Below are 21,381 nucleotides of genomic sequence, written 5' to 3'. Positions count from 1 at the left end.
ACTCAGGCCCCCAGATACGCGGCGACGACATCGGGGTGCTGCTGCACCTCGGCCGGCGAGCCCATCGCCAGCACCCGGCCATAGTTGAGGGCAATGACGCGGTCGGAAACGCGGTTGACCAGCGACATGTCGTGCTCGACCATCAGCACGGTGACGCCGAGTTCGTTTTTCATGTCGCGGATCCAGAACGACATGTCGTCGGTCTCCTCGACATTGAGGCCGGAGGACGGCTCATCCAGCAGGATCAGCTTCGGCTCCGAGCACAGCGCGCGCGCCAGCTCGATGACCTTGCGCACGCCATAGGGAAGGCCCGAGATCAGCTTGTCGCGATAGGGTTCGAGATCGAGGAATTCGATCACCTGCTCGACCCGGCGGCGGTGCACCTTCTCGTTGGCCCGTACGCTCGGCAGGAACAGCAGCTCCTGCCAGAGTTGCGTGGTGGAATGGCGGTGGCGTCCAACCAGCAGATTGGAGAGCACGGTCGCGTTCTCGAACAGCTCGATGTTCTGGAAGGTGCGGGCAATACCGAGCTTGGCGATGTCGTAGGGCGGCTGTTCGGTGATGTCCTGGTCCTCGAAGAAGATGCGGCCCGAGGTCGGCCGGTAAATCCGCGAGATCAGGTTGAAGATCGAACTCTTGCCGGCGCCGTTGGGACCGATGATGGAGAGGATCTCGCCTTTCTCGATCGCGAACGAGACCGCATCGACCGCCTTGAGACCGCCGAAGTGCAGCGACAGGTTCTCAGCGCGGAAATAGCTCATCGGTTGCGCTCCGATTTCACGTAGATCTTCTGCCGCTTGAAGGTGGCGCGCTTGTAGAGCGGGAACAGCTGGAAGAAGAGCTTGATCTTGAGCCAGCGGCCGTAGAGGCCGAGCGGCTCGAACAGCACGAACAGCACGATGATGATGCCGTAGATCGCGCCTTTCAGGCCGTTGAGCGAGGCGAAGGCTGCGACCTTGGACTGAATGTTGCCCGCAGTCGCCGAGCTCGCACCAAATGTCGCGGCGATGCCGGCGATCATGCCGGGCATGTCGTCCTTGAGATAGGTCAGGAACGGATCGATCATCACGATAAAGATCGCGCCCAGAACCGCGCCGTGCAGGCTGAAGGCGCCGCCGATCAGGATCACGATGATGAACTCGATCGAGAGCTGCAGCGTGAACATCTCCGGCGAGATGAACGAGAGCTTGTGCGCGAACAGCACCCCGGCAAAACCGGTGATCGCCGCCGAGATCGCAAAGGACTTCACCTTGTAGAGCGCAACATTGACGCCCATGCTGCGCGCCGCCGTCTCGGAGTCGCGGATCGCAACAAAGGCGCGGCCTGTCGGCGAGCGCAGCAGATTGAGCGTGCCGACGATGGTCAGCACCAGCACGGCAAGGCAGAGGTAATAGAAGGTCGGGCTGTCGCGCGGGACCGTGACGCCGAGCAGCGATAGCGTCTTGACCCGCATGCCTTCATTGCCGTTGGTGACGCTCTCCCAGCGCGCCAGGATCTCCTCGACGATCAAGGCAAAGGAGATGGTGGCGATGACGAGATAGATGCCGGTCAGGCGCAGGGCGGGAAAGCCGACCATCGCGCCGATGATGCCGGTCAGCAGTCCTGCGGCGAGGAAGTAGACCGGGAACGGCACGTTGTATTTCTGCAAATACGCCGCGGTATAGGCCCCGATCGCGAGGAACGCTGCGTGCCCGAGCGAGGCCTGGCCGGTAAACCCGGTCAGGATCAGCAGCGCCACGCCGACGGTCGCATAGATGCAGACGAAGACGAGCTGGCTCATCAGGTAGCTGGAGAGCACATACGGCGCGATCAGCAGCAGTGCGAGCAGGACGCCATAGGTGGCGACGTAGCCCGAGTGCGGAAACAGCTTGATGTCGTCCTCATAATCGGTCTTGAACAGAAAGCGCATGGCGTTCAGACCTTCTTGCGGACGTGGAGACCGAACAGGCCTTCAGGTTTCAAGAGCAGCACGGCGAGCAGCACGATATAGGGTGCGACGTCCTTCCAACCTTCGGCCAGATAAAAGCCGGCCATGCTCTCGATCACGCCGATCAGCACGCCGCCGACGACTGCGCCCGGGATCGAGCCGAAGCCGCCGAGCACGGCGGCGGGAAAGGCCTTTAGGCCGAGCACGAGGCCGACATTGGAATGGATGAAGGTGATCGGCGCCAGCAGCACGCCGGCGCAGGTGGCGACCGCCGCGCTAATGGCCCAGACGATCGACACCACGCGCTTGACCGGAATACCCATGTAATAGGCCGCCAGCATGTTCTCGGAACTGGCACGCATCGCAGTGCCAAGCGTGGTCTTGTTGAAGAACAGCCATAGCAGCGCGCACAGGATCATTGTTGCTGCGATCACCGAGAGCTTGTCGTAGGCAAGGACCAGAGAGCCCATGCGCAGCACCCCCTGGCTGAAGGGGGTCTCGATTTTCAAGTCGTCGGTGCCCCAGATCATGCCGGCGATCGAGCGCAAGAAATAGCCGAGGCCGATCGTCGCCATGATGATGGAGAATTGTGGATAGCCGAGGATCGGCCGCACCACCACGCGCTCCGCCAGCATGCCGAACAGCGCCATGGCGGCTATGGCACCGGCAAAGCCGATCCAGTAGTTCAGACCCATCATGCCGATGAAGGTGAAGGCGAAGAAACCGCCGAGCATCATCAGGTCGCCCTGGGCGAAATTGACGACCTCGGTGGCCTTGTAGACGAGCACGAAGCCGAGCGCGATCAGGCCGTAGACGCAGCCGAGCGCAACACCGCTGACCAGCTGCTGAACGAAATCCAGCATCGCCGCGCATCCTCCCGACGCAACCAACGGTTCTTCTTGACCGCCTTGTTGCATCTTGTGTCCAGTCGCTACGCAGTCGTTTCGCTGCGTCAGCGCCATTTGTCCGAGGCCAATTCAGCCTGAACCGCCAAGCGCTGTCAACAAACGGTGACTTGCCTTTAGGATGACGGAATTTGTCGGCCGTAAATTCACGGTGCCGAAACATCTTAAAGTCATGGTCGCGGACGATGCAAAACCGGATGGTGTGGCCGTCATGAAGCCGGACAGCTCGGCGCTGGAAGTCCTGGGGTTAACGAAGCGTTTTGACCGTTTGGCGGTCGATGGCCTCGATCTCACTATTCATGCCGGCGAATTCTATGCCCTGGTCGGCCCTAACGGCGCCGGCAAGACCACCACCCTGCGCATGGTTGCAGGCCTGCTGCGGCCCGATGCCGGACGCGTCTCGATCTTCGGCATCGATGCGCTCCAAAATCCGGTCGCCGCCAAGCAGATGATGGCATGGGTGTCCGACGAGCCGATGATCTACGACAAGCTGACGCCGCTCGAATATCTCGAGTTCGTCGCCGGTCTCTGGGGTATCGCGCCGTCCAGCTCGGAACCTGTTGCGCAGGAGCTTCTCGGCTCGCTTGGCCTCGAGTCGCATCGGCACGAACGCTGCGAAGGCTTTTCCAAAGGCATGCGCCAGAAGGTGGCGCTGGCCGGCGCGCTGGTGCACGATCCCCGCCTCATCATCCTCGACGAGCCGCTGACGGGGCTCGATGCCGTTTCCGCCCGCCATGTGAAGGGCCTCCTCAGCGAGCGCGTCCGCGCCGGCTGCACCGTCATCATGACCACGCATATTCTCGAGGTCGCCGAGCGCATGGCCGACCGCATCGGCGTGATCGCATCGGGCCATCTGGTCGCCGAAGGCACGCTTGACGAACTGCGCCGGCAGAACGGCCATGATGATACCAGCCTGGAAGACCTTTTCATCGCGCTGGTGACGTTTCCGGACGCCGCATGAGCTCGGCGACCGCGATCTCCTGGTTCGCTCGTCACGAGCTCCGGCTCGCCTGGCGCGAATGGTTTGCCATGATGACCGGCGGCCAGCGCAAGCGAGCGCGCGCCGCCCTCATCGGCCTGTTGTTCTTCGCAGCACTCCTGCACGTGCCGGCCTGGGCGGTGATCGGCCGCTTCGCCGATCTGCAACTGCCGCTCGACAAGTCCTCGCTGATCGTGATCTCGGCGACGATCTTTCTGGCCTGGAGCTTGATGCTGTCGCAGGCGATCGAATCGGTGACACGGGTGTTTTACGCCCGTGCCGATCTCGACCTCATCATGTCCTCGCCGGCGAGGCTGGCCAACCTGTTCTCGGTCCGCATTGCCGCGATCGCGCTGACCGTCACGGTGATGGCGCTGCTGTTCTCGACGCCCTTCATCGACGTGCTGGTGATCGGCGGCGGTGCGCGATGGCTCAGCGCGTTGGGCGTCGTGGTCGCGATGGGCCTGTCGGCGGCGGCGATCGCTATTGCCGTCACCATTCTCCTGTTTCGGCTGATCGGGCCGGCGCGGACGCGCTTGATCGCCCAGATCCTCGCCGCGGTCATCGGCGCTGGCTTCGTGATCGCGCTCCAGGTCGCCGCGATCATGTCCTACGGCACGCTGTCGCGCTTCACCATCCTGACCTCGGGTAGCCTCGCCGCCTACGCGCCCGATGTCGACAGCATCTGGTGGTGGCCGGCGCGGGCGACCATGGGCGACTGCGAGGCGCTGTTGCTGCTTCTCGCGCTCGGGCTCGTGCTGCTCGGAAGCGTCATGGCGATCTTTTCGGGCCGCTTTGCCGATACTGCCATCGATGCGGCGGCGTATGGCGCATCCGGCCGCGTGCGCGCGAAGGAGCGCCCGTTCCGCGGCGGATCGCGGCAGCAGGCGCTGCGACGCAAGGAATTTTCGCTGCTCTGGCGCGATCCCTGGCTGATCTCGCAGACCCTGATGCAGCTGCTCTATCTGGTGCCGCCGGCGCTGCTGCTCTGGCGAAATTTTGCCGATAGCTCGGCAGCGCTGACGCTGATCACGCCTGTCATCGTAATGGCGGCCGGACAGCTCGCCGGCGGGCTTGCCTGGCTGACCATCTCGGGCGAGGACGCGCCCGACCTGGTCGCGACCGCGCCGCTGACGCCATCCAGCGTCATCCGTGCCAAGATCGAGGTGGTGCTGATCGCGACCGCCGTGATCTTCTGCCCTCTGGTGGCGGCGCTGGCCTTCGCCTCGCCAATCCAGGCGGCAATTAGCGCCGGCGCAATCATCATCAGTGCGGCCTCCGCCACCGCGATCCAGCTCTGGTTCCGGGTGCAGGCCCGGCGCAGCCAATTCCGCCGCCGCCAGACCTCCTCGCGGCTTGCGACTTTTGCCGAAGCCTTCTCCTCGATCGGTTGGGCCGCGACTGCGGCGCTGCTGCTCGCTCTCCCCATCGCCGGCCTCATCAGCGGCCTGATCACAGCTAGCCTCATTGCCATCACCTGGAAGTTCAGCCCGCGGCGTGAATAAGCCACGCCAGCGAAAGGTGCGACACTGACGCGCTGTTGATCGCAGCCCATTGGCCACGCGCCGCATTGCACGCTAGACTTTCTCGTGAAGTCATCGGGGACGGATGCATGTGGCGACTGGTTTGGGCGGCTTTGGTGCTGTTCGGCGTATCCCTCGCACCTACCCTCGCCCAACAGCCACCTCAACTCAGCGAGTGTCTGGCGATGGCGAACGCGGCGCCGCGCGCGCTGCCGGTCGCGTTCCGGCAGGCCGCCGGCTCAGCCGAGGTCGAGATCACCTATGCCGGCCACTCCACCTATTTCATCGATACGCCCGGGGGCCTGCGCATCGCCACCGACTATAGCGGCGCCTATCAGGTGGGACCGCTGCCCGACGTCGTCACCATGAACCGTGCGCACAGCACGCACTACACCCTATTCCCGGACAAGCGCATTCCTCATGTGCTGCACGGCTGGGGCGTGGATGGCAAGCCGGCGATTATATCGGAGCGCATCGGCGATACCTTCATCCGCAACGTCACCACCGACATCCGCCGCTATTTCGGCGACGATTCTGGCGCCGACATGATCCGCGACGGCAACTCGATCTTCATCTTCGAGGTCGCCGGCCTCTGCATCGGTCATCTCGGTCATCTTCATCACAAGCTCGACGACAGCCATTTCGCCCAGATCGGGCGGCTCGACATCGTGATGGTGCCGATCGACGGCACCTACACCATGTCACTGGACGGCATCTCCGAGATCACCAAACGGCTGCGCGCCTCGGTGGTGCTGCCGATGCACCGCTTCGCCACCCCGCTCGACGATTTCATGCGCCGGATCGGCCAGCAGTTCGAGATCGATCAGCGCATCGAGCGGTCGTTCCGGATCTCGCGGGATGCGCTGCCGTCGAAGCCGACGGTGATCATCCTCGACGGGGTCTGACGCGCGAAGCCGGAACACATGAACGTCCTCTGACTTGGTTTGCTTCAAGATCATCCTTGGTCGGAGCAATCATGAGCAGACGGTTTCTTATCCTCGGCTCATTCACCGCGATATATTTGCTGTGGGGTTCCACCTACTTTGCCATCACATTGGGCCTAAAATCGATCCCGCCATTTTTGCTGATGGCGCTCCGCTCGTTCTGCGGCGGCATTGCGCTATTGGCGATGAGCGGTGGGCAGGTCGCAAGCATATCCTCGCAGGCGTGGGCGCGGGCGAGCCTTTGCGGACTGCTCTTCTTCGTCGGCTGCCACGGCGTGCTCGCTTATGCCCAGCAATCGATTCCTTCGGGCGCGGCAGCGATCGTGCTCGCTACCATCCCGTTCTGGATCTTGCTGATCGATGTCTTGTTCCCCGGCGATCAGCGACCAAAGCCCCTCGCCCTGCTGGCGCTCGTGCCCGGCTTCTTCGGCGTTGGCCTCGTGGCGCGGCAGAACGTCGAGCAGGCCGGCATCAGCATTCTTCCCGTCGTCCTTCTCCTGGCTGCGGCCTTGTCATGGTCGGTCGGGACCGTCCTGTCCCGGAGCATGTCGCACCAGGCGTCGGCCATCCTGCTGTCGGGCATGCAGCTTACGATCGGCGGTGCCGTGTTGTTCGCAATCAGTTGGCTGACCGGCGAGATCGGAAGCTTCAGGCCGAGCGACGTCTCGCTGACTTCGCTTGCGGCGGCGCTTTGGCTGATCATCTCAGGCAGCGTGATCGGATTCGTCGCCTACAATTGGCTACTGGAAAACGTCTCGACCTCGTTCGTATCGACCTACACTTTCGTCAACCCGGTGATCGCAGTGCTGCTCGGTACTGTCATACTGGGCGAGCCATTTTCACGTCTGATGCTGCTTGGCGCGGGCCTCGTCATTGTCTCCATCATCGTCATCTGGCTGGCGGAACGTTCAGCGAGCCGGCGAACGAACGACGCGACCGATCGCGGCGTGAGGCATCTGTCGCCACGCCAGACCTGACGACCGCGGACGGCAATTTTCTCCAAGTCACTAAGGCACGTTCGTGCTGATCTCGTCGCAAGAGGAGATCGACATGACAGATTTTGCGAGACTGTTGCATGCGGACGGACCGAACCCAGAGCACGCGGCGGCGCTGCAGCTTTACGGTCGTTTTGTCGGCGACTGGGACGCCGAAATCACCGCCCACGGGCTCGATGGAACCAAACACACAGCGTCAGGCGAAATCCATTTCGGCTGGGTACTGGAGGGGCGCGCCGTGCAGGACGTCTGGATGATTCCTCGTCCCGCCGGCAGCCCGGCCTTTCCGATCGCCGGCAATTGGTACGGCACGACGCTACGTGTCTATGACCCAACCATTGCCGCGTGGCGGATTTCCTGGTTCGATCCAGGCCGCAGCGTGTTCCGCCAGCAGATCGGCCGTCCGCGCGGCGACGATATCGTACAGGAAGGCACGACCGAAGCCGGTGAGCTGACGCGCTGGAGCTTTACGGAGATCACCGACGATTCCTTCCACTGGCTCGGGGAGGTCAGGCCGGCCGCCGTAGCGGACTGGCGGCTGATGGTCGATGTGAAAGCAAAGCGGCGCGAGGGCTGACGAGGGTGCCGCTGTGCTCGCGATGACGGGTGCGGTTGCATGACGCGCGCTGCCGCGTGACGAAATGAGGTGTTAGGCTCTCAGCACAAAAACAGAGGGAGCGAACGCCGATGGCCGCAAGTGGGTTGCCCGCCAATACGAGCGGACTGTTTGTCGAGCCGCGCGAGGACTGGCTTGCGCAGCACCAGGAGGAGATCATCGATGCGCCCCGGCCGATCGTCGATCCTCACCACCATCTCTGGAATCGCGGGCACCGCTATCTGATCGAGGAGATGGCGGCCGACATCGCCTCCGGCCACAACGTCGTCGCAACCGTCTACGTCGATTGCCGCTCGATGTATCGTGCGCATGGGCCAGAGGCGTTCCGGCCCGTCGGCGAGGTCGAGTTCGCCAATGGCGTCGCCGCGATGAGCGCGAGCGGTGGTTACGGCAGGGCGGCGATCTGTGCGGGCATCGTCAGCCACGCCAATCTGCTGCTGGGCGACGCGGCCAAGCCGGTGCTGGAAGCGGAGATCGCGGCGGGCAACGGCCGCTTCCGCGGCATCAGGCATTCCTCGGCCTGGGACGAAGACCCCGTCGTCGCCGGCATGTATGCGAACCGGCCGAAGGGCCTTTTGCAGGATTCGACCTTCCGCAAGGGATTTGCCTGCCTCGCGCCGCTGAACCTCAGCTTCGATGCCTGGCTGTTTCATCCGCAGATCGGGGAGTTGACCGAGCTTGCGCGCGCCTTCCCCGACACCAGAATCGTGCTCGACCATTGTGGCGGCCCCGCCGGCGTCGGCCGCTTTGCGGGACGGCGCGAGGAGGTGTTTTCGCAATGGCGCGCCTCGATCCGCGAGATCGCGAAATGCGAGAACGTGGTGGTTAAGCTCGGCGGGCTCGCGATGTGCCTGCTCGGCTATGACTTCCATCTGCGCGAGAGGCCGCCATCATCCGAGGAGCTTGCCACAGCCTGGCGGCCTTATGTCGAAACCTGCATCGAGGCATTTGGCCCGAGGCGCGCGATGTTCGAGAGCAATTTCCCGCCGGACAAGGGCCAGTGCAGCTATCACGTGATCTTCAACGCCTTCAAGCGCATCGCAGCGGCCCTGAGCGAGGCCGAAAAGACGGCGCTGTTCTCGCAGACCGCGATCGATTTCTATCGGCTCGAACTGCCGTCGTGACGAGAAGAGGGGCCGGGATGTTGATCCCGACCCCTCTTCCGTCGTAGCCGCTGGGAAGCGTCCTTGAAAACGTATTGTTCGGGCTCTAGCCGGCGCCCATCAACGAAGCTGGACGGCGCTCGCCGCTGGAGGTGAACATCTTCTTGAGCTTGTTGACCACACGGATCAGAAGGCCGATCATCACCGGATTGGTCTTGCGGCAGAAGGCGATCTTCTTGACGTGCCCTTCGACATGCCATTTGGCATGCGCGCCGTCGCGGAAGAAAATGACGTCGCCGGGACCGTAGCGCTTCGGCGGCATACCGTCGCTTTCGAGCACGATCGATCCTTCCATGATCATGATCGTCTCGTCGATATCGTAGTACCAGTTGAAGCGCCCTTCAGTGCAGGCCCAGATGATGGTTTGGGCCGTGCCGTCGGCGCTGGTGGACAGGACGCGCGAGCGCGACACCGGGTTACCCTCGATGATCCAGGACGGCTCGATCGGCCGCAGCTCCAGATCCACATTGCAACTGCCGATCTCAATCATGGCGCGCGACATCTGTTTCCTCAGGGAATGAAATAAGTTTGACCGGGTCGGAGCCCGGATTGTTTCAATGATCCTCGCAACGCTAGTGATCGGCTTTTAATTCTTCCTTACGCAGGCCTCGACAATCGACCGTAGTTGAAGCCGCAAAGCGCGTTAACGCCGTGATTTCCTGCCAATTGGCCTATGTGAACCCATCTTTTCCGGGGGTGCGACAAAATGCGCGAACGTGACCATCGAGGGAGTCATGGAGGCTCCTCGCGCTCGAGGTTCTGACAGCGAACCACCGTGCTCACCTCTCCTACAAGAGAGGTAAAGCAGGTTACTTCGCCCACTCGCCCTTGCGGAACACCGGCACCTTGCTGCCGTCGGCGAGAATGCCGTCGATGTCGGTCTCGGCCGAGCCGATCATCCAGTCGATATGGATCAGGCTCTGGTTGCCGCCCTGCGCGGCGATCTGCTGCGGCGTGAGCTGCGCGCCGTTGACGAAGCATTTCGAGTAGCACTGGCCGAGCGCGATGTGGGACGCCGCGTTCTCGTCGAACAGCGTGTTGTAGAACAACAGTCCGCTCTGCGAGATCGGCGAGGAATGCGGCACCAGCGCCACCTCGCCGAGGCGGCGCGCGCCCTCGTCGGTGTCGAGCACCTTATTCAGCACCTCCGCGCCGCGCGAGGCCTTTGCGTCGACGATCTTGCCGTCCTCGAAGCGCACCGAGATGTTGTCGATCAGGGTGCCCTGGTAGGACAGCGGCTTCGAGCTCACGACGTGGCCGTAGACGCGGCGGCAATGCGGCGTGGTGAAGACCTCTTCGGTCGGGATGTTGGCGTTGCAGCTGATGCCGTTCTTGGAGAGCGAGGCGCCGCCCTCCCATTCATGGCCATCGGCAAGTCCGATGGTGAGGTCGGTGCCCGGCCCCGAATATTGCAGCGCGCGGAAACGCTGGCCATTGAGCCAGCTGGTGCGCTCGCGCAGCACCGCATTGTGGCTCGCCCAGTTGCTAATCGCGTCTTCACGGTCGACGCGGGACGCCGCAAAGATTGCATCCGCGAGCTTGCCGATTGCGACGTCCTCAGGATCGTCAGGAAACACCTGCCTGGCCCAGGACGGGCTCGGGTAAGCAATGATGTTCCAGTTGGTGTCGAAATTGACGATTTTTTCCAGCGCCGGTTGATAGGCCATGGAATTGGCCTTGCTGGCGCGCGCCACCTTGGAGGGATCCTCGCCCGACAGCAGCATCGGATTGTCGCCGACGATGGCGAGCCGTGCGGTGTTGTCCGAGAATGCCTTGGCCATGCCCTCATACAGCCAGCCGGCAGCACGATCGAAACTATCGTCGTGACCGAAGCGGTAGCGCGCCAGCGTCATCTCCTCATCCGACAGGATCGGCGTTACGATCCCGGCGCCGGCCTTGTAGGCGTGCACGGCGATCCGCCGCACCAGCGGCAGCGCGATCGCAGGCGCCGTCAGAAGAAGATCCTGCCCCGGCCGCAAACCCAGCCCCACCTTCACCGCCACCTCGGCCAGCCGGTCGAGTTTCGCGGGATCGATGGGAGAAGCGGAATTGCGGTGATCAGTCATACGGGGCCCTCTGCCGTCTCTCGTTCAATCTAAGCCTAGGATCGCAAGGCGCAAGTGCGCGAGCACCTTGCGACAGCGATAAGATACGCAGTTTCACGCATGTTGGTTTTCAACGCGTTGCCGATTTCAACACCCGGTCGACCATGGCCGGCGCAAGGCCGAGGTAATTTCTTGGCGAGGTGAGTGCCTCGATTGTGGCACGGTCGATGCAGTTCAAGACGCGGGAGTCGGATGAAAGCGCATCCGCCAGCGACAGACTTTTCTCACTGGCGAGCCGGCAGGCGTCATAGACCATGTCATGCGCCTCCTGCCGCCCGATTTGCGGCGCGAGCCCCATCATGACCGCTTCGGCCACGATCAGGCCGCGGCTGATGGCGAGATTGTCGTTCATCTTCGCCTCATCCACGATGAGGCCTGCGAGCGCAAACTTCGCCTGGTGCAGCGCGCCGGCGGTCAGCACGAAGCTTTCTGGGATTGCCATCCATTCGGCGTGCCAGGGGCCGGTGGCGCGCTCGAAATCCTGCACCATCGCATCCAGCATCAGGCCTGCATGCTGGCGCACCGCCTTGGACGCCGCAAGCATCAGTTCGGAGGAGATCGGGTTGCGCTTCTGCGGCATGGTGGAGGAGGCGCCGCGCCCCTTGACGAAGGGTTCGTAGACCTCGGCAAACTCGGTCGAAGCCATGATCATGATGTCGAGCGCGATCTTGCCGAGCGAGCCGGTGACGAGCGCCAGGAAGTTCACGGCCTCGGCAAAGCCGTCGCGCGCGACGTGCCAGGTCGAGGCGGGAACGCCGAGCTTCAGCTCGGCGCAGAGCGCCTCCTGCACCTCGAATCCCTTGTCGCCGAGCGAAGCCAGCGTGCCGGCAGCGCCGGCAAACTGGCCGACCAGGACGCGCGGCTTCAACTGCGCCAGACGCTCGGCATGACGGTCGAACATCGCGAGCCAGATCGCGGTCTTGTAGCCAAACGTCACCGGCAGCGCCTGCTGCAGATGGGTGCGGCCCGCCATCGGCGTATCGCGATAACGCTTGGACAGGTCTGCAAGAATCCGGCGCAGTTCGGCAATGTCCCTTTCGACGATCTCGAGCCCGGCACGCAGTTGCAGGACCACCGCGGTGTCCATGATGTCCTGCGTGGTCGCGCCCCAATGCACGTAGCGGCCAGACTCGCCGCACTGCTTCACCATCTGATGCACCAGCGGCAGGATCGGATAGCCCACGATGTCGGTCTCCTGCCGCAACAGATCGAAATCGAGCGCGGAAACATTGGTCCCGGCCGAGATCTGATCAGCGGCGTCCTGCGGTATCACGCCGCATCTGGCCTCTGCCTTCGCCAACGCCACCTCGACCTCGGCATAGCGCGCCACCAGCGCGAGATCGGAGAACACTTCCCGCATCTCAGGCGTGCCGAAGGCGTCGCGGAACAGCATGGAGTCGAGCACGGTGGTCCCAGTGGGAAAAGCGGGCATGGGCATTTCTTCGTGGTTGGAGTGTTCTCTGTGAAGGCAGCTTACGCGGGCCATGCTATTCGACAATGCCTGCCATACGACCGGGTCGTCCTGGCGGATGCCCACGGGCATTCGCCGGGCATTCGCCAGGACGACGCTGGGGAAGTGTCCGACACTGCGGACGCAGCTACACTTGCGGATTAACCCAGCGGCATTCTGCGCCAAGCCTCCACATTCTATCGAGGTCGTATTCCCCATCCGAAGACAGCATAACTGGCATCACGCGATCGTGGTGAACCTGACAGCCCCTTCGGCGGACTTACAGATTTTCAAGTCGAAATCCATTTGGTTTTAGTATTGCCCGATGTCGTGGGAAGGACTGAGTTTTCGACGTGCAATTTCTGTTCCGGGACCATCTCCTCGATACCGACCGGCGCGAGCTGAGCCGCGAGCAGGTTCCCGTTGCCGTGGAACCTCAGGTTTTCGATCTGGTCGTGCATCTCATGGAGAACCGCGACCGGGTGGTCAGCAAGGGTGAGCTGATCGACAAGATCTGGCACGGCCGCAGCGTCTCCGAATCGACGCTGACCAGCCGGATCAACGCGGCACGCAAGGCGATCGGTGACAATGGCGCGAACCAGGCGCTGATCCGCACCATCGCGCGCAAGGGCTTTCGCTTCGTTGGCGACGTCGAGGCAAAGCGCGGCGCGGCCGTTCAGGAACCCGGTCCCGCGGCGCCGGTGGCGCAGACCACGCTCGCGCTACCCGACCGGCCCGCAATCGCCGTGCTGCCCTTCACCAACATGAGCGGCGACCGCGAGCAGGACTATTTTTCCGACGGCATCAGCGAGGATATCATCACCGCCCTGTCGAAGCTGCGCTGGTTCTTCGTCGTCGCGCGCAACTCGTCCTTTGTCTACAAGGGGCGCGCTGTGCACATCCACGAGGTCGCACGCGAGCTCGGTGTGCGCTACGTGATCGAAGGCAGCGTGCGGCGCAGCGGCGAGCGCCTGCGTATCTCGGCGCAGCTCAACGATGCCTCGACCGGCAGCCATCTGTGGGCGGAGCGCTACGACCGCGAGCTCGCCGACGTCTTCGCCGTGCAGGACGAGATCACCGAGGCGATCGTCGCGGCGATCGAACCGCAGCTCTACGCCGCCGAGAGCTTTCGCGCGCAGCAGAAACCGCCGGGCAGCCTGGATGCCTGGGATCTGGTGATGCGCGCATTGTCGCATTACTGGCGCATCACGCGCGAGGACAATGCCGCTGCGCAGGAGCTGCTGGAAAAGGCAATCGCGATCGATCCCGCCTATGGCAAGGCGCTGGGCCTGCTCGCGACCAGCCACATCTTCGGTGCGCATATGGGCTGGGCGGAAATGGCTGCGACCGTGCCGATCGCCGAACGCGCAGCGCTGGCCGCGGTGGAGGCCGATCGCGACGATGCCTGGGCGCATCACGGCCTCGCCTATACTTATCTGTTCCGCCGCCGCTTCGACGACGCACTGGCGGAGTTCGATCTGGCTCTCAAGCTCAATCCGAATTTCGCGATGGCGTACGCCTTCTACGGCGTGACGCTGTGCTACGCGGGGCGATGGCAGGACGGCGACGCCGCCGCGCGCCGTGCGCTGCGGCTGAGCCCGCGCGATCCGCTCGCCGCGATCTATGGTGGAGTTGCGGCCTACGCCCGGTTCATCGGCCGCGACTACGAAGGAGCCGTGCAGATGGCGCGCGAGTCGCTGCGGCAACGCAGCGATTTCGTCGGCGCGCATCGTGTGCTGACAGCCGCCGCCGGTATATCGGGAAATGCGGCCCTTGCCGCCTCCGCCCTGGACGGCCTGCGCCGCGCCCAGCCCGGCATTTCGCTTGCCTGGATCACGCGCGAGCTGCCGATGCTACGCGACGAGGATCGCGCGCATTACCTGGAAGGGCTGCGGCGCGCAGGGATGAGGTAGCTCGCCACAGCTTACCGGCCCCTGGGGGCCTCCAGGGGAGGGCAAGAAAAGTCCTACTCCTGCATCATCTCGCCGCTGCCGCCAAACTCGGCGGGAAAGTCCTTCAGCTTGGGCAGGCCGTCGCGCATCGGCAGCACCGTCTCCGCATAATTGACGTGGACGCCTGGCGAAAATGCGAGCGTGGGGATGGTGGCGGTGAAGACGTCGATCAGGCCGAGCGGCGGGTGGTTGGTCATGAGATGACCGCCGCACTTCTTGCAATATTTGCGTTGGCTGAGCGGCGTCTTGGCGAAGGTCTCGACGTTCTGGGCGCCTTCGGTGATGCGCACCGCCTCGGGCTTCCACAGGCTGAAGGCATTCACCGGTCCGCCCGACCACGACCTGCAAGAACGGCAATGGCAATAGCCCATCGCCTCCGGCTCGCCCGTGACCTCGATCGTGACCGCGCCACAGAAGCAGTTTCCGACATGTTTCATTTTGCTCGTCTCCATTGGGATCGATATTGCTGGTCGGGCCAGCCACGCGTCCTCCTTTCGGTGGACGCCTGGCGCGAGGCGAAGACTATACCGATCTGCGCCAGGGAATAAGCATCGACACGCGTTGTTTGTACTGCCGGTACTCGTCGCCGAAGAGAGCGACGAGGTCGCGCTCCTCCAGCGCGATGCCGACGAAGATGTAGAGCGTGGTCACGGCGGCGAACAGCAGATGGCCCGCGGTCATGACCGGCGCCGCCCAGAACGCGATGATGAAGCCGAGATAGATCGGATGACGAACGAATTTATAGAGCAGCGGGGTCTTGAACCGCGCAGGCGCCGCTTCCTTGCCGACGAGATGGTTGGTCACCTGATGCAGGCCGAACAGCTCGAAATGGTTGATCATGTAGGTCGAGGTGAAAACCAGCACCCAGCCTGCGAAGGACAGCGTGACCAGCGTCACGGCAAAATCGGGATCCTGGACCTCCCAAACGACTGAAGGCAGCGGCCGCCACTGCCAGAACAGGAGCAGCAACGACAGGCTCGCCAGCAGCACATAGGTGCTGCGCTCGACCGGCTTCGGGACGAACTGCGTCCACCAGGCCTTGAAGCTCTGACGCGCCATCACGCTGTGCTGGATGGCGAACAGGGTCATCAGGAGGAGATTGATGATGACGGCCTCAAGCGGGGGCGTGGCGGTTCCGGTGTCGATGGTCTTCGGCACGACCAGCCCCATGACGAAGCCGATGGCGTAGAGAATGGTGACGAAAAACACGAGATATGCCGCAATTCCGTACAGAAAGGCGACGAACTTGAACATGCGTGAGCCCGCAACCGCCGGGCTGATCGAATGAACCTGATCAATCTGAGACATGGAAAGCTCCGTTGTGCCAAAACATCGGCACTATGTGGTCGCCCCACCATGCGCTTCGGACGGGCCTGAGACTTTCGCCGACAATTGATTTTCGCCTGAGACGCCATTGATTTTTGCTTGAGACGACACAAAACGTGCGATTTTGCTTTGAAAACAACGTGCTCGACGGCGACCTGCGGGAACTCACCTGCGCCGGGATAGCCGTGCCGTTGCAGCCGCAGGTGTTCGATCTGTTGCTCTATCTGGTTGCTCAACGCGCGCGTGTGGTCAGTAAGGATGACCTGATCAGCCAGATCTGGAGCGACCGCATCGTCTCCGATTCCGCCCTGAACAGCCGGATCAACGCCGCGCGCAAGGCGATCGGCGACGACGGCGCGACCCAGCGGCTGATCAAGACCATTCCGCGCAAAGGCTTTCGTTTCGTCGGCGAGGTCCAGGAAGAGGTGGCGGCGTCGCCTGCGCCCGCCATATCCGTTTCTGCCCGGCCGCACACCGCCACAGACCGCCCGGCAGTCGCGGTGCTCGCCTTCGAGAACATGAGCGGCGATCCCGCGCAGGACTATTTCGGCGACGGCATCAGCGAGGACATCCTCACCGCGCTGTCGAAACAGCGCTGGTTCATGGTGATCGCCCGCAACTCGTCTTTCACCTACAAGGGACGCGCGGTCCACATCAGGCAGATCGCCGAGGAACTCGGCGTCCGCTACATCGTCGAGGGCAGCGTGCGCAAGGCGGACAACCGGGTGCGCATCACCGCACAGCTCAACGATGCCACGTCGGGCAGCCATCTCTGGGCCGAGCGCTACGACCGCGAGCTGATCGACGTCTTTGCCGTGCAGGACGAGATCACCAACGCGATCGTGGCGGCGATCGAGCCGCAGATCCACGCGGCCGAAAATTTTCGCGCTCACCGCAAGCCGCCTGCGAGCCTGGACGCCTGGGATCTGCTGATGCGGGCACTGTCGCACTACTGGCGCGTGACGCGGCAGGATCACGAGGCCGCCCGGACGCTGCTGGAGCGCGCGATCGGAATCGATCCGAATTATGGTCAGGCGCTGTCGGTGTTGGCGGCAAATCATATGTTCGGCGTGCATCTCGGCTGGGCCGAGCTTGCCGCGGTGGCGCCAGTGGCGGAAGCCGCCGCGCTCGCTGCCGTGCGCTGCGACCATGAGGATGCCTGGGCGCATGCCGCGCTCGGGAGCGTCCTGTTCTCGACACGTAGGCTGGCCGACGCACTGTCCGAGTTCGAGCAGGCGCTCGCGCTCAATCCGAACTTCTCGCTGGCGCAGGGCTATTACGCGCTGGCACTGTCTTATGCCGGACGCTCGAAGGAATCGTTCGAGGCGGCGCAGACGGCAATCCGGCTCTCGCCGCGCGATCCCTCGCTGGCGATCTATCACGGCATTGCAGGCTATGCGCGCTTTACCGACCGGCACTATGACGAGGCGATCGCGCTCGCGCGCGAGGCGATCCGGCACCGCGGCGACCTCACCGGCGCCTACCGCGTGCTCGCGGTCTCCGCCGGCATGACCGGGGACGCAAAGCTTGCAGAGATGGCGCTGAGCGAACTCCGCCGCGCCCAGCCCGGAATCTCGCTGCACTGGATCGCGACGCAACTGCCGTGGGCCAATGACGCCGACCGCAATCACTATCTGGAAGGATTTCGGCGGGCGGGGTTGCGATGACGGGCCTGCCCGCGACGCTGTGTCGCTAGCCGCGGGTCATGTCGGCCAACGACCGACATCAGCGCTACACAGCGATAAGCGGCAGATAAATCAAAACAGGACACGCTGTACATTTTTTGTGCGAACGTTGTCGCGACTTTCATCTTGCGGCGCCGAGCGAGACTATGTGAGCCTCGCTACCGGATGGGGACTGGGATGGGCCGGCCGTCGCTTTGCGCGCGAGCACGTTGCGAAGCGTTACCGGCTGACCTCGCTTGATAAAGTTTAGACATGCCGAAACGAGTGTTGCTTGGTCTCCTCCTGGCTTGCGGCCTCACGGCCCCGGCGCCGGCGCAAGAGCCGAAAACAGGAGGCGTGATCAATGCCGTGATCCAGCCCGAGCCGCCCGGCCTGATGCTTGCAATAGTCCAGAACGGTCCGACCCAGATGGTGTCGGGCAACATCTTCGAGGGGCTGCTGCGCTACAGCCCCAAGCTCGAGCCGCAGCCGGAGCTCGCCGAGAGCTGGAGCGTAAGCGAGGACGCGAAAACCTACGCCTTCAAGCTCAGGAAGGGCGTGACCTGGCATGACGGCAAGCCCTTCACCGCCGCAGACGTGCTGTTCTCGGTCGAGATGCTGAGGCAGACCCACGCGCGCGCCCGCAACAACCTCGCCCAGGTCGACAAGGTCGAGGCGCCCGACGACTACACGGTGGTCTTTACGCTGAAGCAGCCGTTCGGCCCGTTTCTCGGCATCTTCGAGGTTGGCTCGATGCCGATGGTGCCGAAGCATCTTTATGAAGGGACCGACTTCAAGACCAATCCCTACAACAACGCGCCGATCGGCACCGGTCCCTTCATGTTCAAGGAGTGGCAGAAGGGCTCGTTCATCCGCCTGGTCAAGAACCCGAACTACCATGAGAAGGGCAAGCCCTATCTCGACGAGATCTACTGGCAGATCATTCCTGACGCCGCGGCGCGCTCGGTGGCGTATGAGACCGGCAAGGTCGACGTGCTGCCCGGCGGCTCGGTCGAGAATTTCGACGTGCCGCGGCTGTCCAAGCTGAAAGACACCTGCGTCACCGGTGCCGGCTGGGAGTTCTTCTCCCCGCTGGCCTGGCTCTGGCTCAATAACCGCCAGGGTCCGCTCGCGGACAAGCGGGTGCGGCAGGCGGTCATGTATGCAATCGACCGCGATTTCGCCAAGGACGTCATCTGGAACGGGCTCGGCAAGGTCGCGACCGGCCCGTCGGCCTCGACCATCAAATATTACACCGACGACGTGAAAAAATACCCGTACGATCCGGCAAAGGCCAAGTCGCTGCTGAAGGAAGCCGGCTACAAGGGCGAGAAGATCCGCCTGTTGCCGCTGGCCTATGGCGAAACCTGGCAGCGCTGGGGTGAAGCGGTGAAGCAGAACCTCCAGGACGCCGGTATCAACATCGAGACGATTGCCACCGACGTTGCTGGCGGCAACCAGAAGATCGGCGACTGGGACTATGACATCGCCTTTACCTATCTCTATCAGTACGGCGATCCCGCACTCGGGGTAGGACGCAATTACGTCTCCAGCGCCATCGCCAAGGGCCAAGTCTTCAATAACGTCGAAGGCTACTCCAACCCGGAGATCGACAACCTATTCGCCGACGGCGCCGTCGCGACCCCGGACTCCAAGCGCAAGGAGATCTATGAGAAGGCACAGAAGATCCTGGTCGAAGACGTGCCGGTGGCCTGGATGCTCGAGCTGCAATTCCCGACCATCATGCGCTGCAAGGTCAAGAACCTGATCACCACGGGGATCGGGGTCAATGATGGCTTCAAGGACGCATGGCTCGACAAGTGATGGTGCACGCCGCACGCTTGTTTCACCTTCCCGGCTTGCGGCGGAGGTCGACGCGCTCGCAGAGCGCGGCGGGAGAGGGCTTTCTCCACCCGGTGTCCTCTCTGCGGAAATACCCTCTCCCCTACCCTCTCCCGCAAGCGAGAGAGGGAGCGCACCGCGATCGCCGCTGCGTTCAACCTGATCTGATCGCCATCTAATTATGCTCTCCTTCGTCGCTCAGCGTGTCCTAAAGGGCGTGATCGTCCTGCTCGCGATCATCGTCCTCAATTTCTTCCTGATCCGACTTGCGCCCGGCGACCCTGCGGTGGTGATGGCGGGCGAAGCCGGCGCCAGCGACCCGATCTTCGTCAAGCAGCTCCGGGAAAAGTTCGGCCTCGACAAGCCAACGCCCGAGCAGCTCTTCATCTACGTCAAGGGCGTCGTCACTCTCGACCTCGGCTTTTCCTTCCGCCAGCAGGCGCCGGTCGCAAAGCTGATCGGCGAACGGCTGCCGGCAACGCTGCTGCTGACACTGACCGCATTCGCGATCTCGCTCGTGCTCGGCATTCTCTTCGGCACCTTCGCCGCGCGCTTTGCCGGAACCTTCCTCGACACGGCCATCACCGTCTTTGCACTGATCTTCTACGCCATGCCGATCTTCTGGGTGGCGCTGATGGGGATCCTGCTGTTCTCGGTCACCATGGATTGGCTGCCGAGCTTCGGCTACGAGACGGTCGGCGCCAATCTCACCGGCCTTGCCCGCGCGATCGACGTCGCAAAGCACCTGATCATGCCGGCGATGACCCTCGGGCTGTTCTTCATGGCGACCTACACCCGCATGACGCGCGCCTCGATGCTCGAGGTAAAGCGGCTCGACTTCGTCAAGACCGCGCGCGCCAAGGGCCTGTCCGACGCCGTGATCCAGCGCCGCCACGTGCTGCGCAACGCGCTGCTGCCGGTCGTGACGCTCGCCGGCGTGCATTCCGGCACGCTGATCGGGGGCGCCGTCATCACCGAGACCGTGTTCGCCTGGCCCGGCATCGGCCGGCTGATGTACGACGCGCTACTCCAACGCGACTACAACCTGCTGCTCGGCGTCTTCGTGATCTGCTCCGCCATGGTGCTGATCTTCAACCTCATCACCGACCTGGTCTACCGCCTGGTCGACCCGCGCATCGAATTCGCTTCATGAAACAGTTTTGGAAATCGATGCTGAAGAGCCCGAGCGGCGTCATTGGGCTCGTCATCCTGCTGCTTGCGATCTCGGTCGCGGTGTTCGGGCCGATGCTGTTCCCGAACTCGCCCTGGCGCATGGTGCAGCGGCCGTTCCTGCCGCCCTTCACGCTGCAGGCCGTGCCGCTCGGCACCGATGCGCTCGGCCGCGACGTGTTCGCCGGCATGATCTTTGGCGCGCGCGTGTCGCTGCTCGTTGGCCTCGTCTCGACGCTCGTAGCCTTGATCGTCGGCGTGCCGATCGGCGCGATGGCCGGTTATTTCGGCGGCAAAGTCGACGATGCCTTAATGCGCTTCACCGAATTCTTTCAGACCATTCCGAGCTTCGCGCTCGCGATCGTGCTGGTCGCGATCCTGCAGCCCTCGATCTATTCCATCGTGGCTTCGATCGCGGTGGTGAGCTGGCCCCCGGTCGCCCGCCTCGTGCGCGGCGAGGTGCTGTCGCTGCGCACGCGCGAATATGTCCAGGCCGCGGTGGTCACGGGACAGAGCAACACCTGGATCATTTTGCGCGAGATCCTGCCGAACGCACTGTCGCCCGTGATCGTGCTGGCCTCGCTGATGGTGGCGACCGCAATCCTCTTGGAATCCTCGCTGTCGTTCCTTGGCCTCGGCGATCCCAATCTGATCTCCTGGGGCTACATGGTCGGCGCCGGCCGCACCGTGATCCGCCAGGCCTGGTGGATCACGGTCTTTCCCGGCGTGGCCATCCTGATCTCGGTGCTCGGCCTCAATTTGATCGGCGAAGGCCTCAACGACGCGCTCAATCCGCGACTCTCTCGGGAGGGGCGCTGAC

Annotated in this window: 19 protein-coding genes; 11 read left to right on the top strand and 8 right to left on the bottom strand. The window is 63.3% G+C overall.

Annotated elements, in window-relative coordinates; translation table 11 throughout:
- Nucleotides 1–2: 2 nt before the first annotated feature.
- Genes IVA98_RS12310 through IVA98_RS12300 form a run of 3 tightly spaced genes read right to left on the bottom strand, consistent with a single transcriptional unit; the run spans nt 3 to nt 2,790 of the window.
- Nucleotides 3–761, bottom strand: coding sequence for an ABC transporter ATP-binding protein (locus IVA98_RS12310; RefSeq protein WP_247308053.1), 759 nt, complete (start codon nt 759–761; stop codon nt 3–5).
- Nucleotides 758–1,909: a branched-chain amino acid ABC transporter permease gene (locus IVA98_RS12305; protein WP_247308052.1), complete on the bottom strand. Its 1,152-nt coding sequence runs from the start codon at nt 1,907–1,909 to the stop codon at nt 758–760. Before IVA98_RS12305 ends, IVA98_RS12310 begins: the two co-directional genes overlap by 4 nt.
- Before the next feature lie 5 nt (nt 1,910–1,914).
- Nucleotides 1,915–2,790 (bottom strand): branched-chain amino acid ABC transporter permease, encoded by an 876-nt coding sequence (locus IVA98_RS12300; protein WP_247308050.1) that lies wholly within the window; start codon nt 2,788–2,790, stop codon nt 1,915–1,917.
- 253 nt (nt 2,791–3,043) lie between these two features.
- On the opposite strand from IVA98_RS12300, the gene IVA98_RS12295 reads away from it, so the two are divergent.
- From IVA98_RS12295 to IVA98_RS12270, 6 genes are all read left to right on the top strand, one after another.
- A complete protein-coding gene (locus IVA98_RS12295) occupies nt 3,044–3,793 on the top strand; it encodes an ABC transporter ATP-binding protein (protein WP_247308163.1) in 750 nt (249 codons plus the stop codon).
- On the top strand, nt 3,790–5,316 hold the full coding sequence (locus IVA98_RS12290) for a permease (RefSeq protein ID WP_247308048.1): 1,527 nt from the start codon (nt 3,790–3,792) through the stop codon (nt 5,314–5,316). The genes IVA98_RS12295 and IVA98_RS12290 overlap by 4 nt, the downstream gene beginning before the upstream one ends.
- A gap of 107 nt (nt 5,317–5,423) precedes the next feature.
- Nucleotides 5,424–6,239: an MBL fold metallo-hydrolase gene (locus tag IVA98_RS12285; RefSeq protein WP_247308045.1), complete on the top strand. Its 816-nt coding sequence runs from the start codon at nt 5,424–5,426 to the stop codon at nt 6,237–6,239.
- Between the two features lie 71 nt (nt 6,240–6,310).
- The gene (locus IVA98_RS12280; protein ID WP_247308042.1) at nt 6,311–7,255 is read left to right on the top strand and encodes an EamA family transporter; all 945 of its coding nucleotides are present in this window, start codon (nt 6,311–6,313) and stop codon (nt 7,253–7,255) included.
- Nucleotides 7,256–7,328: 73 nt separating this feature from the next.
- The gene (locus IVA98_RS12275) at nt 7,329–7,850 is read left to right on the top strand and encodes a hypothetical protein (RefSeq protein ID WP_247308039.1); all 522 of its coding nucleotides are present in this window, start codon (nt 7,329–7,331) and stop codon (nt 7,848–7,850) included.
- A gap of 110 nt (nt 7,851–7,960) precedes the next feature.
- On the top strand, nt 7,961–9,013 hold the full coding sequence (locus tag IVA98_RS12270) for an amidohydrolase family protein (RefSeq protein ID WP_247308036.1): 1,053 nt from the start codon (nt 7,961–7,963) through the stop codon (nt 9,011–9,013).
- A gap of 85 nt (nt 9,014–9,098) precedes the next feature.
- Here IVA98_RS12270 and IVA98_RS12265 read toward each other — a convergent pair whose 3' ends face one another.
- The 3 genes from IVA98_RS12265 to pcaB all read right to left on the bottom strand — a co-directional run bounded on the left by IVA98_RS12265 (nt 9,099) and on the right by pcaB (nt 12,589).
- The gene (locus IVA98_RS12265) at nt 9,099–9,554 is read right to left on the bottom strand and encodes a cupin domain-containing protein (protein WP_247308033.1); all 456 of its coding nucleotides are present in this window, start codon (nt 9,552–9,554) and stop codon (nt 9,099–9,101) included.
- 307 nt (nt 9,555–9,861) lie between these two features.
- Complete coding sequence (locus tag IVA98_RS12260; RefSeq protein ID WP_247308030.1) at nt 9,862–11,118, bottom strand: aminopeptidase; 1,257 nt, start codon at nt 11,116–11,118, stop codon at nt 9,862–9,864.
- A gap of 109 nt (nt 11,119–11,227) precedes the next feature.
- Nucleotides 11,228–12,589 (bottom strand): 3-carboxy-cis,cis-muconate cycloisomerase, encoded by a 1,362-nt coding sequence (gene pcaB, locus IVA98_RS12255; RefSeq protein WP_247308028.1) that lies wholly within the window; start codon nt 12,587–12,589, stop codon nt 11,228–11,230.
- 371 nt (nt 12,590–12,960) lie between these two features.
- Between pcaB and IVA98_RS12250 the strand changes: the two genes are divergently transcribed.
- A complete protein-coding gene (locus IVA98_RS12250) occupies nt 12,961–14,520 on the top strand; it encodes a winged helix-turn-helix domain-containing protein (RefSeq protein WP_247308025.1) in 1,560 nt (519 codons plus the stop codon).
- Between the two features lie 53 nt (nt 14,521–14,573).
- On the opposite strand, the gene IVA98_RS12245 is transcribed toward IVA98_RS12250, so the two are convergent.
- Both IVA98_RS12245 and mddA read right to left on the bottom strand, forming a co-directional pair.
- Nucleotides 14,574–14,996 (bottom strand): GFA family protein, encoded by a 423-nt coding sequence (locus IVA98_RS12245; RefSeq protein WP_247308022.1) that lies wholly within the window; start codon nt 14,994–14,996, stop codon nt 14,574–14,576.
- Between the two features lie 85 nt (nt 14,997–15,081).
- Complete coding sequence (gene mddA, locus IVA98_RS12240; protein WP_247308020.1) at nt 15,082–15,867, bottom strand: methanethiol S-methyltransferase; 786 nt, start codon at nt 15,865–15,867, stop codon at nt 15,082–15,084.
- A gap of 134 nt (nt 15,868–16,001) precedes the next feature.
- Between mddA and IVA98_RS12235 the strand changes: the two genes are divergently transcribed.
- The 4 genes from IVA98_RS12235 to IVA98_RS12220 all read left to right on the top strand — a co-directional run bounded on the left by IVA98_RS12235 (nt 16,002) and on the right by IVA98_RS12220 (nt 21,380).
- Nucleotides 16,002–17,552 (top strand): winged helix-turn-helix domain-containing protein, encoded by a 1,551-nt coding sequence (locus tag IVA98_RS12235; RefSeq protein ID WP_247308007.1) that lies wholly within the window; start codon nt 16,002–16,004, stop codon nt 17,550–17,552.
- Between the two features lie 270 nt (nt 17,553–17,822).
- Nucleotides 17,823–19,373 carry an ABC transporter substrate-binding protein gene (locus IVA98_RS12230; protein ID WP_247308004.1) on the top strand — a complete coding sequence of 517 codons (1,551 nt, stop codon included), beginning with the start codon at nt 17,823–17,825 and terminating at the stop codon, nt 19,371–19,373.
- A gap of 199 nt (nt 19,374–19,572) precedes the next feature.
- Nucleotides 19,573–20,544 carry an ABC transporter permease gene (locus IVA98_RS12225; RefSeq protein ID WP_247308001.1) on the top strand — a complete coding sequence of 324 codons (972 nt, stop codon included), beginning with the start codon at nt 19,573–19,575 and terminating at the stop codon, nt 20,542–20,544.
- Nucleotides 20,541–21,380 carry an ABC transporter permease gene (locus tag IVA98_RS12220; RefSeq protein ID WP_247281726.1) on the top strand — a complete coding sequence of 280 codons (840 nt, stop codon included), beginning with the start codon at nt 20,541–20,543 and terminating at the stop codon, nt 21,378–21,380. The genes IVA98_RS12225 and IVA98_RS12220 overlap by 4 nt, the downstream gene beginning before the upstream one ends.
- Nucleotide 21,381 lies beyond the last annotated feature (1 nt).

This window comes from Bradyrhizobium sp. 160, assembly GCF_023073735.1.
In the GTDB taxonomy this organism is placed as follows: Bacteria; Pseudomonadota; Alphaproteobacteria; order Rhizobiales; family Xanthobacteraceae; genus Bradyrhizobium.
This window is presented reverse-complemented; position numbering and strand designations above follow the sequence as displayed.

Excerpts from the sequence above, each read along its gene's own strand:
- IVA98_RS12220 (WP_247281726.1), top strand. The coding sequence starts at position 20,541 with ATGAAACAGTTTTGGAAATCGATGCTGAAGAGCCCGAGCGGCGTCATT.
- IVA98_RS12225 (WP_247308001.1), top strand. The coding sequence starts at position 19,573 with ATGCTCTCCTTCGTCGCTCAGCGTGTCCTAAAGGGCGTGATCGTCCTG.
- mddA (WP_247308020.1), bottom strand. The coding sequence starts at position 15,867 with ATGTCTCAGATTGATCAGGTTCATTCGATCAGCCCGGCGGTTGCGGGC.
- IVA98_RS12285 (WP_247308045.1), top strand. The coding sequence starts at position 5,424 with ATGTGGCGACTGGTTTGGGCGGCTTTGGTGCTGTTCGGCGTATCCCTC.
- IVA98_RS12305 (WP_247308052.1), bottom strand. The coding sequence starts at position 1,909 with ATGCGCTTTCTGTTCAAGACCGATTATGAGGACGACATCAAGCTGTTT.
- IVA98_RS12245 (WP_247308022.1), bottom strand. The coding sequence starts at position 14,996 with ATGAAACATGTCGGAAACTGCTTCTGTGGCGCGGTCACGATCGAGGTC.
- IVA98_RS12260 (WP_247308030.1), bottom strand. The coding sequence starts at position 11,118 with ATGACTGATCACCGCAATTCCGCTTCTCCCATCGATCCCGCGAAACTC.
- IVA98_RS12300 (WP_247308050.1), bottom strand. The coding sequence starts at position 2,790 with ATGCTGGATTTCGTTCAGCAGCTGGTCAGCGGTGTTGCGCTCGGCTGC.
- IVA98_RS12280 (WP_247308042.1), top strand. The coding sequence starts at position 6,311 with ATGAGCAGACGGTTTCTTATCCTCGGCTCATTCACCGCGATATATTTG.
- IVA98_RS12275 (WP_247308039.1), top strand. The coding sequence starts at position 7,329 with ATGACAGATTTTGCGAGACTGTTGCATGCGGACGGACCGAACCCAGAG.
- IVA98_RS12265 (WP_247308033.1), bottom strand. The coding sequence starts at position 9,554 with ATGTCGCGCGCCATGATTGAGATCGGCAGTTGCAATGTGGATCTGGAG.
- IVA98_RS12290 (WP_247308048.1), top strand. The coding sequence starts at position 3,790 with ATGAGCTCGGCGACCGCGATCTCCTGGTTCGCTCGTCACGAGCTCCGG.
- IVA98_RS12295 (WP_247308163.1), top strand. The coding sequence starts at position 3,044 with ATGAAGCCGGACAGCTCGGCGCTGGAAGTCCTGGGGTTAACGAAGCGT.
- IVA98_RS12230 (WP_247308004.1), top strand. The coding sequence starts at position 17,823 with ATGCCGAAACGAGTGTTGCTTGGTCTCCTCCTGGCTTGCGGCCTCACG.
- pcaB (WP_247308028.1), bottom strand. The coding sequence starts at position 12,589 with ATGCCCGCTTTTCCCACTGGGACCACCGTGCTCGACTCCATGCTGTTC.
- IVA98_RS12310 (WP_247308053.1), bottom strand. The coding sequence starts at position 761 with ATGAGCTATTTCCGCGCTGAGAACCTGTCGCTGCACTTCGGCGGTCTC.
- IVA98_RS12270 (WP_247308036.1), top strand. The coding sequence starts at position 7,961 with ATGGCCGCAAGTGGGTTGCCCGCCAATACGAGCGGACTGTTTGTCGAG.